Source organism: Asanoa ishikariensis, from assembly GCF_900107455.1.
Taxonomy (GTDB): Bacteria; Actinomycetota; Actinomycetes; order Mycobacteriales; family Micromonosporaceae; genus Asanoa; species Asanoa ishikariensis.
This window is the reverse complement of the sequence record NZ_FNQB01000001.1, coordinates 1,127,193-1,143,372: the sequence shown is the minus strand read 5'-3', so window position 1 is coordinate 1,143,372 and position 16,180 is coordinate 1,127,193. Positions and strand designations below refer to the sequence as shown.

Below are 16,180 nucleotides of genomic sequence, written 5' to 3'. Positions count from 1 at the left end.
ATACGCAGTTCTAGGATGAAGCAATGCCCGACCTGCCACCCGGAGTCGACGTGCTGTGGGGACGCCGCGAACCCGCCAAGCGCGGCCCGCGCCCGAACCTCAGCATCGAGCAGATCGTCGACGCCGCCATCGAGATCGCCTCGGCCGAGGGGCTCGGACCCCTCTCGATGAACCGGGTGGCCGAGAAACTCGGCAAGTCGGCGATGTCGCTCTACCGCTACGTCCGCACCAAGGACGAGCTGCTCCAGCTCATGACCGACGTGAGCGCGGTCAAGCACCCGCCACCCGAGCCCGACGAAACCGAGGGCTGGCGACCCAATCTGGAACGCTGGGCGTACGCGTTGGTCGGTCTCTACCGCCAGTTCCCCTGGGTGCTGAACGTGCCACTCGGCCCGACCCCGCCAGTCGGCCCCGGCCAGCTCACCTGGCTCGACCGCGGCCTGGCCTCCTTCCGGAAGACACACGTGCCCTCCGAGCTCCGGCTCGGTGTGGTGATGCTCCTGCTGATCTTCATCCGCGGTCAGGTGCGCATGGCGCAGGAGGTCAACCAGGGCGCGGCCGGCGTGGCGCTGGGCTATCCCGCGTACGGCGAGATGCTGCGCCTGGTCGTCGACAAGGATCAGCTCCCCGACCTCGCCCGGCTCGTCGACGAAGGCTTGTTCGACGACCCCGAAGAGGGCATGAGCGAGCAGGAGTTCGACCTGGAGGTCCGGTTCGGCCTCACCATGATTTTCGACGGCATCGAGCGCCTGGTCGCCGGCTACGAGGAGGAACAGTGACGGACCCGTTGGTCGCGCGGATGCGCCCGTTCGGCACCACGATCTTCGCCGAGATGTCGGCGCTCGCCGTGCGGACCGGTGCCGTCAACCTGGGGCAGGGCTTCCCGGACACCGACGGTCCCAAGGAGATGCTCGACGCCGCGGCCGAGGCGATCCACAACGGAGCGAACCAGTACCCGCCCGGCCCCGGCATTCCGGCGCTGCGAGCCGCGATCGGCGCGCACCAGCAGCGGTTCTGGGGCCTCGACTACGACCCGGACGGCGAGGTGCTGGTCACGGCCGGCGCGACCGAGGCGGTGGCGGCGACGATCCTCGCCCTCTGCGAGCCCGGTGACGAGGTGGTCTGCTTCGAGCCCTACTACGACTCGTACGCGGCCGCGATCGCACTCGCCGGCGCGGTCCGCCGGCCGGTGACGCTGCGCCCGGACGCCGGCGGCCACTACGCGGTGGATCCCGACGAGCTGCGCGGCGCGTTCGGTCCGCGTACCCGGATGGTGTTGTTGAACTCGCCGCACAACCCGACCGGCAAGGTCTTCACCCGCGCGGAGCTCGCCCTGGTCGCGGAGCTGTGCCAGGCGCACGACGTCTACGCGGTCACCGACGAGGTCTACGAGCACCTGGTCTTCACCGACGCGGCGACCCCGCACGTGCCGTTGGCGACCCTGCCCGGCATGCGCGAGCGCACGCTGCGGATCTCGTCGGCCGGCAAGACGTTCTCCTGCACGGGATGGAAGATCGGTTGGGCCAGCGGGCCGCGCGAGCTCGTGTCGGCGGTCCTACGGGTCAAGCAGTTCCTGACGTTCGTCAACGGCTCGCCGTTCCAGCCGGCCATCGCGATCGCGCTCGGCCTGCCCGACGACTACTTCAGCGAGTTCCGCGCCGGCCTGCAGGCGCAGCGCGACCTGCTCGTGGCCGGGCTGCGGGACGCCGGCTTCGGCGTGCTGCTGCCGGAGGGCACGTACTTCGTGACGGCCGACATCACACCCTTGGGCGGCACCGACGGGGTGGAGTTCTGCCGGTCGCTGCCGGAGCGCTCCGGCGTCGTGGCGGTGCCGACCCAGGTGTTCTACGACCACGAGGACGCCGGCCGTCGGCTGGTCCGGTTCGCCTTCTGCAAACGGCCGGCCGTCCTCAACGAAGCGGTCGCCCGCCTACGGAAGAACTAGAAGGAGTACGGGCCGAAGCGGCCCCAGGCGACGACGGCGGCCAGCACGAGCAGGACGAGGTTGGCGATCACCATCGGCGTCTCGCGCCGGCGGCCGTGCACCACCACCGCGCCGATCATCAGCAGCACGATGCCCACCGCGGCGAGCGGCACGAGGATCTCGGCGATGCCGAACAGCGCCGGCAGGATCAGGCCGAGGCCGGCCAGGAAGTCCAGCGCGCCGATCGCCTTGATGGCGTTGGGCGAGAAGCCCTCGGTCCAACCCAGCCCGGTCTCGATCAACTTCTCTTTCGGCTGGAGCATCTTCATCAGACCGGCGGCGACGAAGGCACCGCCGAGCAGGATGGCGATGATCCAGAGAACGACATTCATGGGGGTGTCCGATCTCCTAAAAGTTGAATCGTCAACTAAAGGAGATCGGACGTCAAGATCTCAGGCAGGCGAAGCGGTACGCACAGCCGCCGCGAGCCGCTCCGCGACGTCCTGCGCGGCCTCGGCGGTGGCCGCCTCGACCATCACGCGCACCAGCGGCTCGGTGCCCGACGGCCGGAGCAGCACCCGGCCCGTGTCACCGAGCTCGGCCTCGGCCGCCTCGGCGGCCGCCCGCACCGCGGGGTCCTGGGCGCCGACGGTACGGTCGCCGACCGGCACGTTGATCAGCACCTGCGGCAGCTTGCTGACCACCGACGCCAGCTCGGCGAGCGGCTTGCCGGTCGTGGCCATCCGGGCCATCAGGTGCAGGCCGGCGAGCACACCGTCACCGGTGGTCGCGTACGCCGGCATGATGATGTGGCCGCTCTGCTCGCCGCCCAGCGAAAGGCCGGAGGCGCGCAGCTCGTCGAGCACGTAGCGGTCGCCCACCTTGGTCTCGACCAGCTTGACGCCCTCGCGGCGCATGGCCAGCTTCAGGCCGAGGTTGCTCATCACCGTCGTGACCAACGTGTCGGCGGTCAGCGTGCCGGCCTCGCGCATGGCCAGGGCCAGGATCGCCATGATCTGGTCGCCGTCGACCGTGTCGCCGGTGGCCGTGACCGCGAGGCACCGGTCGGCGTCGCCGTCGAGCGCGATGCCCAGGTCGGCGCCGTTGGCGAGGACCGCCTCGCGCACCGCGTCGAGGTGCGTCGAGCCGCACTCGTCGTTGATGTTGAGCCCGTCCGGCTCGGCGTGGATCGCGATCACCTCGGCGCCGACCTCGCGGTAGACCACCGGCGCGATGTCGGCGGCGGCGCCGTTGGCGCAGTCGACGACCACCTTGAGCCCGGCCAGCGGGTGGGTGACCGAGCCGATGAGGTGCTGCACGTAGTGGTCGGCGCCGTCGAGCAGGTCGTGCACGCGGCCGACACTGGCCCCGGTCGGCCGGGTCCAGCCGGCGGTGCCGGCCTCGATCGCCGCCTCGATCCGGTGCTCGATGTCGTCCGGCAGCTTCTGCCCGCCGGCCGCGAAGATCTTGATGCCGTTGTCGGGCATCGGGTTGTGCGAGGCGGAGAGCATCACGCCGAAGTCGGCCTTGGTCTCGGCGACCAGGTAGGCCACCGCCGGCGTGGGCAGCACGCCCACCCGCACCACGTTGGCGCCCGCGCTGGTCAGGCCCGCGACGGTGGCCGCCTCGAGCATTTCACCGGACGCCCGCGGATCGCGGCCCACGACGGCCAGCGGCGGGTGGGACCGGTCGACTTCGGCGAGGGTACGGGCGGCGGCGACCGCCACGGCGAGCGCGAGCTCCGGGGTGAGGTCGGCGTTCGCCTTACCGCGTACCCCGTCGGTGCCGAAGAGACGACCCATCTGATCCTCCGCTGTAATTCGGGTCCGGGAATGCCAACGGCCGGGCCGCCGTCGCCGTGGCGATGGCAGATCCCGGCCGTGTGGTCAGTGAATCAACGCTTGGAGTACTGCGGAGCCTTACGGGCCTTCTTGAGACCGTACTTCTTGCTTTCCTTGACCCGTGCGTCACGGGTGAGGAAGCCGGCCTTCTTGAGCGCCGGACGGTCGTCGGGCTCGTTGGTGATCAGCGCACGGGCGATGCCCAGGCGCAGCGCGCCGGCCTGCCCGGTGATGCCACCGCCGCGGAGGTTGGCGATGACGTCGAACGCCTCGGCCTTCTCCGTGGTGACCAGCGGCTCACGGATGAGCTGCTGGTGGACCTTGCTCGGGAAGTACTCCTCGAGCTCGCGCCCGTTGCAGGTGATCTTGCCGGTGCCCGGCACGATGCGCACCCGGACGATGGCTTCCTTGCGCCGGCCGACGGTCTGGATCGGACGGTCGCCGCGCGGGGCGCGGGTCGCCGCGGCGGGCGCCGGAGCGGTGACCGTCTCGGTCGGGGCCTCGGCGACGTCGACCGGGGTGGGCGCGCTGATGTCGGTCATGTTGGTGACTTCCTCGTCCGCGCTCACTGCGCGATCTGCTTGATCTCGAACGGCACCGGCTGCTGCGCGGCGTGCGGGTGCTCGGCGCCGGGGTAGACCTTCAGCTTCTTGATCAGCTGACGACCGAGCTTGTTGTGCGGGAGCATGCCCTTGACGGCGAGCTCGACCGCGTGGTCGGGGCGCTTCGCGAGCAGCTCCTCGTAAGAGACCTGCTTGAGGCCGCCCGGGTAACCGGAGTGCCGGTAGGCGACCTTGTTCTGGCGCTTGTTGCCGGTCAGGGCGACCTTGCCAGCGTTGACGATCACGACGAAATCGCCGGTGTCGACGTGGGGGGCGAAGGTCGGCTTGTGCTTGCCGCGCAGCAGCGTGGCCGCGTGGGTGGCCAACCGGCCCAGCACGACGTCAGACGCGTCGATGATGAGCCACTGACGCTCGATCTCACCCGGCTTCGGGCTGTACGTACGCACAGGTTTACCTTGTCTCGTCGTCGGTCTGGGGTCGCGCGCCAGAGATAGTCACACGTCGCGCACAACAGCAGACAACAATACCTGCTGCGAGCAGGCAGGGTCAAAACGGGGTTGTGGCCGGGGCCACCGTCAGTCTACAGCCAGACGGTAGCCGCGTTTCACCACGGTCTGCACCACTCTAGGGGTACCCAAACCGGCCCGCAGCCGGGCCACCGCCATCTCGACCGCGTGCTCGTCCGCGCCCCTCGGGAGGGTCCGCTGGAGGGCGCCCCGGGAGAACACCCGGCCGGGCTCCGCGGCCAGCGCCCGGAGCACCGCCATCGGGCCCGGAGCGAGCGGTTTGAGCGCGCCGTCGACCACTGCCGCGTGACCCCGGAGGGTGAGGTCGTGGCCGGCCGCCCGCACGCTGATCGCCCGCGGCGGCAGCTCCTTGATGATCGTCCGGACCAGGGCACCCAGCCGGGCCCGGGCGGGCGCGACCACCGGAATGCCGTGCCGGCGCAGCGGGGCCGCCGTGACCGGGCCCACGCAGGCGGCCAGCACGTCGTGCCGGAACGCCGCCAGCACGTCCTCGCTGCCCGGCCCGGCTGCCCGCAGCAGGGCGTTGACCGCGGGAGCGGAGGTGAAGGCGACCGCGTCGACCAGCCGGCCGGTGATCAGGTCCACCAGGCGGTGCAGCGGCGCGGGGTCGAGCGGCGGCGCCCAGCGGTACACCGGAATCTCGATCACGGTCGCCCCGGCGGCCTCCAGCGCGGAGGTCCACTCGGGCTGGCGCTCGCCGGGCAGTTGCATGGCCACCACCTGACCGCGTACGCCCCGGTCGCGGAGGTGGTCGATCAGCTCGGCGTAGCTCTCCTCCACCGGCGCCGCGTGGTCTGGACCACCGCGTACCCGGGGATCCCTGGTGACCAGATAGGCCTGCGCCAGGACCCCGCGCAGCGGCTCGGCCAGGCCCCAGCCCGCGGCCGCCTCCAGCCAGCCGCGCATGCCGATCGAGGTGTTGGCCACCACGATGTCCGGCGGGCGGTCCAGGCAGGCCCTGGTGGCCGCGCGCAGCTCCGTGTCGTCGGCGAGCGGGACGATCCGCAGTGCGGGGGCGAGTACGACCCGGGCGCCGCTGCCCTCGAGCAGACTGCCGAGGGTGTCGCGGCTCCGGTCCGCTGTGACGCCGACGGTGAAACCCGTCAGATCGCCGGACCGTGGGGCCATGTTCGGAAGCCTGCGGGTGTCCCGTTTCGGCGCGGCGTCCCGTTTGTTTCAAAAGTGCTAAGAGCTGCGGTGCGCTTGCTGGGCGTACCCAACGGATGCATCTTGGTATGGTCGTTGGTATGACCGCCAAGGTGACTCTCTCGTTCTCGGACGAGACCATCGAAGAGGCCCGCCGGTTCGCCAAGCGCGAGGGGATGTCCCTGTCCGCGTGGATGGACCAGGCCGCCCGGGAGAAAGCGGTCCGCGAGCTGTTCACGGCGCACGCGGCGGTGGTCGGCCGGGCGGGTGCGGAGCTCGAGGCCGCCGCGCTGGCCGACGAGCGCGAGGCGGCGATGGTCGACGAGGCCCTCTTCGGAGGCGACGGGCGTGCCGCGTAGGGGCGAGATCTGGCGCATCAACGGCGCCCGTGAACGCCTCGGCCTGGTGGTCAGTTCCGATCTCTACAACAGCACCGACGTACCGATCCTGATCGTGGTCGAAGTGGTCGAGTCCGATCTGTTGCGTGACTCACCGTTGGCCGTGCCGATGGGGTCCTATGTGGTCATGCCCGACCGGCTGTCGTCGCCGATGAAGAAGTGGTTCACCGAGGTCGTCGATGTCGCCGACAGTGACACGATGTTCCGCGTCTCGCGCGCCCTGCGTATCCTGCAGAACCTCTGACCCTGCGTAGTTATCCACAGTCTCCGATCGGCGGGTGGCGGTCCGCTTGCGTGGGCCGTACCGTGCCCGCATGGCCTATCGGACCTGGGGCAGGGTGCTGCTCGCGGCGCTCGGCGTCGGCCTGCTCGCTGGTGCCGGTCAACTCGGCTTCGCCTACGGGCTGGGCGTGGTGCGGTTCGCCCGTGACTTTGAGCAGTCGCCCGGGCAGTGGACGGCACACCTCGCCTGGGTCGCGTGGTTCGCGATGTTGGCCGCGGTCGCCGGCGCCCTGGCCGGCCATTGGCTGGCCGCTCGCGACGACCTACGACCGACGCTCGGTTCGCGCGTCGCGGTCGCCGTCGCCGGCGGTGTCGGCGCGATGGCCGTCGCCCCGCTGGCGATGTTGCCGTCCCGGGTGGCGACGATCAGCTCCGGCAGCGCGGTCACCATCGCCGGCCTGTCCGCCGTCCTGGGCGCCCTGGTCGGCGTCTTCGCCGCGGTGGCGGTGCTGTCGCAGCGGGTGGCCGGGCTAAACCTGGGCGCGGTCACCGTCGTGGTCTGGCTGGTCGCGCTCCTCTCGGTCGCTCCGTCGCTAGGACCTGACGACCCGCTGCCAGAGGTACGCCTCGGCGTGCTCGACGCGACCTGGCTCGGCGACGGCCTCGCCCAGCGGCTGGCCGTGATCGTGATGCCGGCTCTCGCGCTGGCCGCCGGCGCCGGCATCGGCGCCCTGGCCCGCTGGCGGGGGCTGCCCGTGATTCCGGTCGCGGTGTCCGGCGTGGTGGGTCCGGCGCTGCTGGCGCTGGCCTATCTGATCGCGGGCCCGGGCGACGACCCCGACCGCTACCAGGCGGCGCCCTACTGGGGCGCGCTGATCGCGGTGGCGGCGGGCGGTCTGGGATCGGTCCTGGCCGCGGTGGCGCGGCAACTCACCGGCGAACGGGCGGCGGCGAGCGCCCCCGGTCGGCACGGTGACCACACCGCTGAGGTCTTCCCCGGCCACGGCGCCGACGACACGATGGCGCGCGACGAGGAGCCCCGCACGTTCGATGCCTGGGGCACCACGAAGCCAGGCGACTCGGAGAGCCGTTGGGGCGACGACACGACCCCGACGAGCTCGTTCGACCGCGGCGACGTCGACCCGCCGCCCGCCAAGCGCGACGACGACCTGTTCGGCACCGGAACGATCCCGGGCCGCGACGACCCGCTCGGCGGGTCCGGGCTTGGTCGGGCACGAGACCTCGGCGACGTCGAGCGGTCCGTGCCACCACGGGTCGGCGACGGGCCGACTAGCGGCTCCCTGTTCAACCCGCCCACGCCGGTAGCGCCGCCGCGCCAGCCGGAGGTCGTCTCGCCGCCGCCTGGCCCCGAGCCGACGCCGATCCGGCCCTTCGACCGGCAGCCCGCGAGCGGCCCGGGCGACTGGCGCACCGACAAGACCTCGAGTTTCACGGCGGCGTCCGTGCCGGTGGTGCCGGCCAACGGCCCGCAGCGCCGCGACGACGGAGACCTTCACCAGCGACCCACGGCGATCCGACCGCAGCCCCCGACGCCGAGCCGGGTGCCCCGCCAGCCGGGCGCGGGCGACGCCGACGGCCTGGCACCGATCGACCTACCGACCGGCTCGGGGCGGCACGGCGGCCCCGTGCGCCTCGACGACCCGGCACAGACCAGCGGCGCAGGACACCTCGGCGGCTCCGGGCGGCTCGGCGGCCTTGACGACCTGGGCCAGACCAGCGGCGCCGGCCCGTTCGGTGGCGCCGGGCGACACGGCGGCCCTGGCCGGGTCGACGACCCGGCACGGACCAGCGGCGCCGGACACCTCGGTGGCGCCGGGCAGCGCGGCGGGCCTGGCCGGGTCGACAACTCGGCACAGACCAGCGGCGCCGGACACCTCGGCGGCGCCGGGCAGCGCGGCGGCGCTGGCCGGGTCGACGACCCGGCACAGACCAGCGGCGCGGGGTCGTCGGGTTGGAGCGGCCGACCTGACTGGCCGGGCGCATCGACGCCACCGGCCGGGCGGCCGACGGCGACCACCGCGCCGGCCCAGGCCGATGGGGAGATGCCGGACTGGCGGCTGGCGCCGCCGGCCTGGACGCCGCCGCCACCGATCACGCCGGGCCCTGGCCCCGACCTGACGGCGGGCGGGCCGGGCATGCCGCCCGCAGGGCCCAGCGCCCGCGTTGACGCAGCGCCGCCCGCCGAGGCGACCGCGCCGGCCAAGGCGCCGGAGCAGAAGCGCCGCGGCCTCTTCCGCCGCAAGAACAAGTCCGAGCCGGCGACACCCGCGCCGACGACCGACAGCGACTGGGTCGACGTGCCAACGGCAACGAGCTCGGCACCAGCCGACCCCGACGATGCGCCGGGAGGCAACGACCAAGCGCCTACGGGTCCGCGCGGCTTCGGCTTCGGTGGGCTGGTCAGCGGCCGCTTCGGCGGTGGCGACCAGGCCGCCGAGACCACCGGCGCCTGGGCGGGCCGAGACTCGGGCACGCCCGACTCACACGCCGGAAGCTTCGACGCCGACTCGGAAATCTCACGGCCGGGCCACGACGCCGACTCGATCCACCCACGCTTCGGCGGCGGGCCGGCCGAGGGACGGCCTCACCTCGGCTCGGTGCCTGACGCCGCGGACGAGGGCGGTCGCCGGTCCTGGGCCGACCGGGCGCGCGGCGCCGAAGACCAGACACCCGCCGAGTCGGCCGGCGACGGCGGCACCCGGGGCGGCCGGAGGGCCGGGCGCTCCGACCGCCACCTGCGCAGCGTCGACCTCGGCGGCGACGCGGGCAGTTGGGACATCGACGACCCGGAGCCGGCCAAGCCGGAAGAGGACGACGACGCCAAAGCAGACGCCGGCGAGCCGGCGCCGTCCCGCGGGCTGTTCCGCCGCAACCGCAACAACACCTCCGAGGTCGCCGAGACGCCCGCTGAGCCAGAGAGTGACCCGGCGCCGGAGTCGACCCGCGGCCGCCGTGGCAAGGGCAGCGACAAGCCGATCGGGGAGCGCGACGAGGAATACGTCGACTGGGTCACGGGCCTCGGCGCCCCCGAGCCGGTCAACGAACGCCGCCGCGACGACGTGCCGCGCCGCAGCCTGCGGTCGACTACCCAGAAGGACGACTAGCTCGCGGAGAACGCCGCGAAGGTCGACCAACCGAAGTGGTCGAGCGGTCCGCTGCCGTTGCCCAACTGCCAGTCGCGCGCGCCGGACAGGCCGCGCGACACGTATTCCTTGGCCGCGACCAGCGCCTCCAGGACCTCGTCGCCCTGGGCGAGGCGGCCGGCGATCGCTGCCGAGAAGGTGCAGCCGGTGCCGCGGTTGTTGCGGGTCTGCACCCTCGGGTAGCGCAGGAACCGGGCGCCGGCATCGGTCCAGACCGCGTCGACCGCCTCGTCTCCCGCGACCATGTCGCCGCCGGTCACGACGACGAACTTCGGGCCGTTGGAGGCGATCTGCGCCGCCGCGCCGGCCATGTCGGCCGGGGTGGAGACCTCCCACCCCACCAGGGCCGACGCCTCCTCCCGATTGGGTGTGGCCACCGTGGCGTACGGCAGCAGGCGTTCGAGGGCCGTGACGACGCCCCTGCGGCGGCCGGCGGCCGCCTCCAGGACCGGGTCGACGACCAGGTTCGGCAGGGCGCCGGACCGGGCCTTCGCGGTCACCGCCGCGGCCGCCTCCGCCGTCGCCAGCATGCCCACCTTGACCGCGGCGATCGACATGTCCTCGAGCACCGCGGAAAGCTGCGCCGAGACGACGTTGCCGGGTAGTTCGAACACGTCCTGCAAGCCGCGAGTGTTCTGGGCGGTCACTGAGGTCGCGACCGTCGCGCCGTAGAGCCGCATCGCCGCGAGCACCTTCAGATCAGCCTGCAACCCGGATCCGCCGCTGGAGTCCGAGCCGCCGATCGCGAGCACCGCGAGTGGTGTCATGGGTTCCTCCCGCCTCTCGTCCTACACCAGGTAGCACGAGGGGCGGGGCGCGCAACGGACTAAGTCGCACTAACGATCGACAGGCGGCTCACCCGAGAGCGCGCAACGCGGCCAGATCCTGCGCGGAGGGTTGCCACTCGACCGCGGCCGTGTTCTCGCGAATCTGGTCCGGCGTGGTGGCACCCGCGATCACCGAGGCGACCGCCGGCTGCGCGGCCAGGCCGCCGAGGGCGACGTCGAGCAGCGAACGCCCGCGTTCCTCCGCGTACGCCCGCAGCGCCTCGATCCGATCCCACGGCGCGTGGTCGAGCCGCTGCATGAACCGTTCCTGGGTCAACCGGGTGCCGGCCGGCGCCGCCTGCCCGCGCCGGTACTTGCCGGTCAGCAGGCCGCTCTCCAGCGGGAAGAATGGCAGGAGCCCGAGCCCGAACCGCTGACAGGCGGGCACCAACTCGGCCTCGACCTCGCGGTTGAGGAGGCTGTAGTGGTTCTGCGCGCTGACGAACGGCGCCCAGCCGCGGGTCCGGGACACCCAGGCAGCGTCGGCCACCTCCCAGGCCGCGAAGTTGGAACAACCGATGTAACGCACCTTTCCGGCGGTGACCAGGTCGTCGAGCGCCGACAGGGTCTCCTCGATCGGTGTCGCCGGGTCCGGCTCGTGCATCTGATAGAGGTCGATGTGGTCGGTCTCCAGCCGGCGCAGCGAGCTTTCGACGGCCCGCAACACGTACCGGCGGGCACCGCGCGCACCGAGGTCGGGACCGTTGACACCGGACATCGGCTTGCCGAACTTGGTCGCCACCACCACGTCGTCGCGGCGACCCTTGAGCGCCGCACCGAGGAAGCGCTCCGAGAGTTCGTGCCCGGGGCCGCCATATGTATCCGAGGTGTCGAAGAAGTTAATTCCGAGATCCAACGCCGCATCGACGACGGCGGCTGCGCCGCGCTGGTCGATATCCCGTCCGAAGGTGTTGCAGCCGACGCCGGCAATCGAGACGACAAGTCCCGAGTTGCCGAGCCGGCGATAGCTCATCGCGCTCACACCGCACTCCAGAAAGAGGGTTCTGTCACACCGCGCGCCCATTTCCATACAGCGGGCGACGGTGTCGGCCGATGACCCGCACAGCAACGCGTGGCACTATCCTTTGCGCGGGCATTGCTAGAGTCTGACACTTTGCGGCGGCCATTCGATTCGGTCGCCCCCCGATGGGAGCGTGGACCGGAATGACGGCACCTAACCGGTTCCTGCAGCGGTCTTCCGCTGCGGAACCAGCCGACGTCACGGCGCCGGAGCGGCTGGACGTGACGGTCGTGCTGCCGTGTTACAACGAGCAGGACCATGTGCTCAAGGAGATCGAGCGAATCTCCGCGGCGATGGACCGCAGTGGATACAGCTACGAGCTACTCGCGATCGATGACTGCTCGACCGACAACACGCTCGCCGTCCTTCGCGAAGCCGAGGTGCGCTTCCCGAGCCTGCGCGTGATGCCGTTCCACCGCAACGGTGGCTCGGGCACTGCCCGGCGGATCGGCACCCGGGAGGCGCGCGGCGAGATCGTCGTGTGGACCGACGCCGACATGACCTACCCCAACGAGCGCATCCCCGAGCTCGTGCAGTTGCTCGAGAAGGACCAGAACATCGACCAGGTGGTCGGTGCGCGGACCAGCGAGCAGGGCACGCACAAGATGCTGCGGGTGCCGGCCAAGTGGGTCATCCGCAAGATCGCTGAGCGGCTCGCCGGCCAGAAGATCCCCGACCTCAACTCGGGCCTGCGCGCGTTCCGCCGCGAGGTGTCACTGCCCTACCTGCGCCTGCTGCCGCCCGGGTTCTCCTGCGTGACGACCATCACGATGGCGTTCCTGCACAACCAGCACGACGTGCGATACGTGGCGATCGACTACGCGAAGCGCGCCGGCTCGTCGAAGTTCCACTTCGTCCGCGACGCCTACCGCTACATCCTCCAGGTCGTCCGCATGGTCATGTACTTCAACCCGCTCAAGGTGCTCATGCCGCCGGCGCTGTGGTTGATCGGCATCGGCCTCGTCAAGATCATCTACGACGTGATCGCGCACCCGGTGCGGGTCGCGAACAACACGACGATGATCCTGATGGCTGGCCTGATCATCGGGGCCGTGGCCCTGCTGGCCGACCTCATCGTGCGGTCGCGCTCCGAATAGAGGCTGCCCCCCGATGACCGCAACCGACGTTGCCACCCCTGAGAAGACCACGGAAGAGCCGCCCCGGCCCACCTCCGCCAAGGAGGATCGCTGGGGTTGGCTCGGCGTCGGTGCGATCACGCTGGTGCTCGCCGCGACCTGGATCCCCCGGCTCAACCTGCCCTTCGGCGACAACCACATGGGCCGGATCATCAGCCGGTACGCGCTGCACCTGGCGAACCTGCACGAGAAGGGCATCGTCGGCTCGGACTTCAGCGCCGACTGGGAGCCCTACTCCAACTCGGCCTACGCGCACCACCCGCCGCTGCTGAACATCCTGACCGCGCTGTTCGGCTCGTTCCCCGGCGACCAGCCGATCGAGGTCTGGCTCTCGCCGTACCTCCTGGCTTTGCTGATCGTCCCGGCCGGCGCGCTGCTGCTGCGCGGGCTCGGCCTGCGCTGGTCGGCCACGCTGCTCGCGGTGGGCCTGATGGCGTCGACGACGTTCTTCTGGGTCTACGCGCCGATCATGTTCGACCTCGGCCCGATCCTGCTGATCTCCGCTGTCGTCGTGATCGCCCGCCGCAAGGACTACCAGCCGTCGCGCGGGCTGCTGGCGGTCGGCGTGGTCGCGGCCCTGCTCTCGACGCTGGTCTCCTGGCCCGGCATCGGCTTCGCCGGGGCGATGGGCCTGTGGCTGCTGATCGGCCGCCGCCGGATCGACCGGGTGGTGCTCTGGATCGGCGGCGCCATGGTGGTCGGCCTGGCGATCAGCCTGACCTTCATCGTGGGCGTCAGCGGCATCGCGGACCTGACCAACCAGGCTGAGTTCCGCACGCAGGGCGGCACGTTCACGGCGCGCCAGTTCGCCGGCCGCCAGGTCCACTACCTCGACACGCTCCTGCCGATCTGGTACCTCGTGCTGCTCGTCGTGGGCACGGTGGCCGGCCTGCTCGACAAGCGCACGCGGCTCTTCATGGCCTTCGCGGTCGTGTTCCAGGGCTTCTGGACGATCATCCTCAACAACGGCGCCTACATCCACGAGTACTGGAACTACCCGGTGCTGATCCTCGGCCTGGTAGGGATGGGCACGCTGCTGGACCGGGTGATCACCTGGCTGGCCACCCGAATGCCGAGTCGTGCCACCCTGGCCGGCGTCGCGGCCGCCGGTTTGGCCTTGGTCGCCGCGCTCGCGGTGATCGTGACCGGCCGGGTCGACCGCACGTACGTCGAGCAGCCCACGGACGCCGGCGCGCTCGTCTCGGAGAACGGCCCCGGGCCGGGCCAGAAGGTCGCTTGGGTCGCTGGTGGTGGGCTGTCGACACCGCGTTGGTACGCCTACTACTGGAACCTCGAGCCCGAGGCCGTCACGCCCGAGGTTCTGGACGGCACGCAGGCCAACCCCACCGACCTGGTGCTGATGGACCTCCGCCGCGTCCCGAAGTGGCTGCAGCCGAACATCGGCGACCGCGCCGTCGCCAAGGACGGCACGTACGCGCTGGTCAAGATCTCCGACCTCAAGGCCGGCGAGATCACCCCTTAGCAAGCCATGAAAAAGCCGCCGCCTCGTCGAGGCGGCGGCTTTTTGGTTGTCAGGCGAGGGGGCGCTGGGCGACCGCGACCAGGCCCGGGCCCTTGCCCGGGCGGAGGCGCTGGAGGCCGATCCACGGCGCGACCGCTGCCTTGATCAGGGTGCCGGCGGCGGCACCGCTCGGCTGGAGGATGCGGCCCGAGCCGGAGGTGCGCTCCTCAGCGGTGTCGCCCTCGGCGGTCTTGCCGCCGGCCAGCCGGTCGCGGACCGAGTCGAGCAGGTAGCCGAGCGGCCAGCCGTAGTGGATCATCTGGACCTCGACCCCGCCGGCGTCGGTGAGGCGGGCGGTCAGCGACGCGGCGTCGTAGCGGCGGTAGTGGCCCACGAGCTCGTCCCACGCGCCGAACCGGTCAGGCTCGGACGGCACCGACAGCACGAGGTGCCCGCCGGGCTTGACCAGCGGCATCCAGCCGGCCAGCGCGCCCGCATCGTCGGCGATGTGCTCCAGGACCTCGAACGCGCACACCACGTCGTACGTCGTGCCCTCGGGGACCTTGTTGTGGTCGCCGTGGATCACCGTGCCGCCCAGCGGGGTGATCCGCGCGTGCGCGGTCTCGAAGCTCTCGTCGTCGGGCTCGGCGGCCAGGTAGGTGCCCATCCCGGCGAGCCGGCTGCCCATCGCGCCCTGCCCGCAGCCCAGCTCCAGGATGGTCGTCGGGTTCAGGTCGGCTACGACCCGGCGCACGACGTTCCAGCGCAGCGCGGCCCGAGGGGCCAGGGGCGGGATCTGCGGGGTTGTCATCGGGTCTCCTGCATGGCGGGTGGCTGGGTGGAGGTGCTGCCGACCCGCACGCGGATCGGCTCGACAACGGTGGCGGCGGCGAACTGGTCGACCGCGCGGGCGGCCGCCTTGGCCTGGTATGCGGCAAGCAGCGCGGGGTCGTCGGCCAGGGAACGCAGCGCGGCGGCCAGTGCCTGCGCGGAACCCGGCGGCACGAACAGCGCGTCGTCGCCGAGCGTGCGGCGCTGCGGCGCGGTGTCCGAGGTGATGATCGCGCACCCGGCGGCGGCGCCCTGGAAGACCTTGGTCGGCACGACGTTCTGCGCCTTGTCGGTGGTGCCGAAGATGCCGAGCGAGACGTCGTGCGCGGCGACCAGGCCGGGCAACTCCTCGGCGGTGACCCAGTCGATCCAGGTGACGCGCGGGTTGGCGGCCGCGGCGGCGCGGCAGGCCTCGTAGTCCTGCCCCTTGCCGACCATGGTCACGTCGATCCGGTCGTCGCCGGCCAGTTCGGCCAGCGCCTCGCCGAGATAAGAGGTGCCGTGCAACGGCGTGAACAAACCGACAAAAATCACCTTGAGCGGACCACCGGGACGCGCATCGGGGCGCGCGGCGAACCACTGCTGGCCGGCGCCGACCAGGGCCACGACGCCACGCGGGGCGGCATCGGCGGGCAGCGCGGCGAGGTGCTCGTCGGTGTCGACCACGACCACGTCGGCGGAGCCCAACGCGCCCCGGTCGATCCAGCGCATCAGCTTGGACTTGAGGCCACCGCCGCCCGAGGCCGTCAGGCTCCGGTCGCGGGCCGTGCCGGCCGCCGAGACCAGGTGGTCGAGCACGATCGGCGTGCGGCGGAACAGCCGCCGCGCCAACCGGACGTCGAAGTGCCCGAGATAGCCGACCAGGACGGCGTCGGCCGCCGGCGCGCGCCGGGCACGCACCGCGAGCAACGTCCAACAGCGCGCGAGCAGCCACGCCAGCTTGGGCAGCCGCCAGGGCTGGCGCAGCATGGCGACGCGCCCCGCGGTGTCGAGCTCAAGCGGGACGTTGACCTCGACGACCTCGTCACCGGCCGCCCGGAGACCTTCGATCAGGACGCCGACGCGGGGGTGGCGATGGACGTCGTAAGTACCGAAAGCGAGCCAGCGCACCGCGGTAG

The 16,180-nt window shown here is 71.7% G+C and carries 16 protein-coding genes; 7 read left to right on the top strand and 9 right to left on the bottom strand.

Annotated features, from left to right (window positions below; all coding sequences use genetic code 11):
• The first annotated feature begins 23 nt into the window (after positions 1–23).
• Both BLV39_RS05425 and BLV39_RS05420 read left to right on the top strand, forming a co-directional pair.
• A complete protein-coding gene (locus BLV39_RS05425) occupies positions 24–779 on the top strand; it encodes a TetR/AcrR family transcriptional regulator (protein WP_090788012.1) in 756 nt (251 codons plus the stop codon).
• Positions 776–1,945 carry a pyridoxal phosphate-dependent aminotransferase gene (locus BLV39_RS05420; RefSeq protein ID WP_275414266.1) on the top strand — a complete coding sequence of 390 codons (1,170 nt, stop codon included), beginning with the start codon at positions 776–778 and terminating at the stop codon, positions 1,943–1,945. The genes BLV39_RS05425 and BLV39_RS05420 overlap by 4 nt, the downstream gene beginning before the upstream one ends.
• Here the strand turns inward: BLV39_RS05420 and BLV39_RS05415 are convergent.
• The 5 genes from BLV39_RS05415 to BLV39_RS05395 form a co-directional block, all read right to left on the bottom strand.
• Positions 1,942–2,316, bottom strand: a complete 375-nt coding sequence (locus BLV39_RS05415; RefSeq protein ID WP_090788010.1) for a DoxX family protein — start codon at positions 2,314–2,316, stop codon at positions 1,942–1,944. The two genes, BLV39_RS05420 and BLV39_RS05415, sit on opposite strands and share 4 nt — an antisense overlap.
• A gap of 60 nt (positions 2,317–2,376) precedes the next feature.
• Positions 2,377–3,726 (bottom strand): phosphoglucosamine mutase, encoded by a 1,350-nt coding sequence (glmM, locus tag BLV39_RS05410; protein WP_090788008.1) that lies wholly within the window; start codon positions 3,724–3,726, stop codon positions 2,377–2,379.
• Positions 3,727–3,818: 92 nt separating this feature from the next.
• Positions 3,819–4,307, bottom strand: coding sequence for a 30S ribosomal protein S9 (gene rpsI / locus BLV39_RS05405; RefSeq protein ID WP_239083747.1), 489 nt, complete (start codon positions 4,305–4,307; stop codon positions 3,819–3,821).
• 23 nt (positions 4,308–4,330) lie between these two features.
• A complete protein-coding gene (gene rplM / locus BLV39_RS05400; protein WP_090788006.1) occupies positions 4,331–4,774 on the bottom strand; it encodes a 50S ribosomal protein L13 in 444 nt (147 codons plus the stop codon).
• 129 nt (positions 4,775–4,903) lie between these two features.
• Positions 4,904–5,983 (bottom strand): uroporphyrinogen-III synthase, encoded by a 1,080-nt coding sequence (locus tag BLV39_RS05395; protein ID WP_090788004.1) that lies wholly within the window; start codon positions 5,981–5,983, stop codon positions 4,904–4,906.
• Between the two features lie 119 nt (positions 5,984–6,102).
• On the opposite strand from BLV39_RS05395, the gene BLV39_RS05390 reads away from it, so the two are divergent.
• The 3 genes from BLV39_RS05390 to BLV39_RS05380 all read left to right on the top strand — a co-directional run bounded on the left by BLV39_RS05390 (position 6,103) and on the right by BLV39_RS05380 (position 9,746).
• Complete coding sequence (locus BLV39_RS05390; protein WP_090788002.1) at positions 6,103–6,360, top strand: DUF6364 family protein; 258 nt, start codon at positions 6,103–6,105, stop codon at positions 6,358–6,360.
• The gene (locus BLV39_RS05385; RefSeq protein ID WP_090788000.1) at positions 6,350–6,643 is read left to right on the top strand and encodes a type II toxin-antitoxin system PemK/MazF family toxin; all 294 of its coding nucleotides are present in this window, start codon (positions 6,350–6,352) and stop codon (positions 6,641–6,643) included. The genes BLV39_RS05390 and BLV39_RS05385 overlap by 11 nt, the downstream gene beginning before the upstream one ends.
• Before the next feature lie 70 nt (positions 6,644–6,713).
• Positions 6,714–9,746 carry a hypothetical protein gene (locus BLV39_RS05380; protein WP_090787998.1) on the top strand — a complete coding sequence of 1,011 codons (3,033 nt, stop codon included), beginning with the start codon at positions 6,714–6,716 and terminating at the stop codon, positions 9,744–9,746.
• Here BLV39_RS05380 and thiD read toward each other — a convergent pair.
• Both thiD and BLV39_RS05370 read right to left on the bottom strand, forming a co-directional pair.
• Positions 9,743–10,552, bottom strand: coding sequence for a bifunctional hydroxymethylpyrimidine kinase/phosphomethylpyrimidine kinase (gene thiD / locus BLV39_RS05375; RefSeq protein WP_090787996.1), 810 nt, complete (start codon positions 10,550–10,552; stop codon positions 9,743–9,745). The genes BLV39_RS05380 and thiD overlap by 4 nt on opposite strands.
• 88 nt (positions 10,553–10,640) lie before the next feature.
• Positions 10,641–11,585, bottom strand: coding sequence for an aldo/keto reductase (locus tag BLV39_RS05370; RefSeq protein ID WP_090787994.1), 945 nt, complete (start codon positions 11,583–11,585; stop codon positions 10,641–10,643).
• A 191-nt stretch (positions 11,586–11,776) separates the two neighbouring features.
• Here BLV39_RS05370 and BLV39_RS05365 point away from each other — a divergent pair, with 191 nt between their 5' ends.
• The gene (locus BLV39_RS05365; RefSeq protein ID WP_176984776.1) at positions 11,777–12,730 is read left to right on the top strand and encodes a glycosyltransferase family 2 protein; all 954 of its coding nucleotides are present in this window, start codon (positions 11,777–11,779) and stop codon (positions 12,728–12,730) included.
• A gap of 13 nt (positions 12,731–12,743) precedes the next feature.
• On the top strand, positions 12,744–14,252 hold the full coding sequence (locus tag BLV39_RS05360) for a hypothetical protein (protein ID WP_090787990.1): 1,509 nt from the start codon (positions 12,744–12,746) through the stop codon (positions 14,250–14,252).
• 49 nt (positions 14,253–14,301) lie between these two features.
• Here the strand turns inward: BLV39_RS05360 and BLV39_RS05355 are convergent, their stop codons facing one another.
• Together BLV39_RS05355 and BLV39_RS05350 are read right to left on the bottom strand one after the other, a co-directional pair.
• On the bottom strand, positions 14,302–15,042 hold the full coding sequence (locus BLV39_RS05355) for a class I SAM-dependent methyltransferase (RefSeq protein ID WP_090787988.1): 741 nt from the start codon (positions 15,040–15,042) through the stop codon (positions 14,302–14,304).
• Positions 15,039–16,172: a glycosyltransferase gene (locus tag BLV39_RS05350; protein WP_090787986.1), complete on the bottom strand. Its 1,134-nt coding sequence runs from the start codon at positions 16,170–16,172 to the stop codon at positions 15,039–15,041. Before BLV39_RS05350 ends, BLV39_RS05355 begins: the two co-directional genes overlap by 4 nt.
• Between the last annotated feature and the right edge of the window lie 8 nt (positions 16,173–16,180).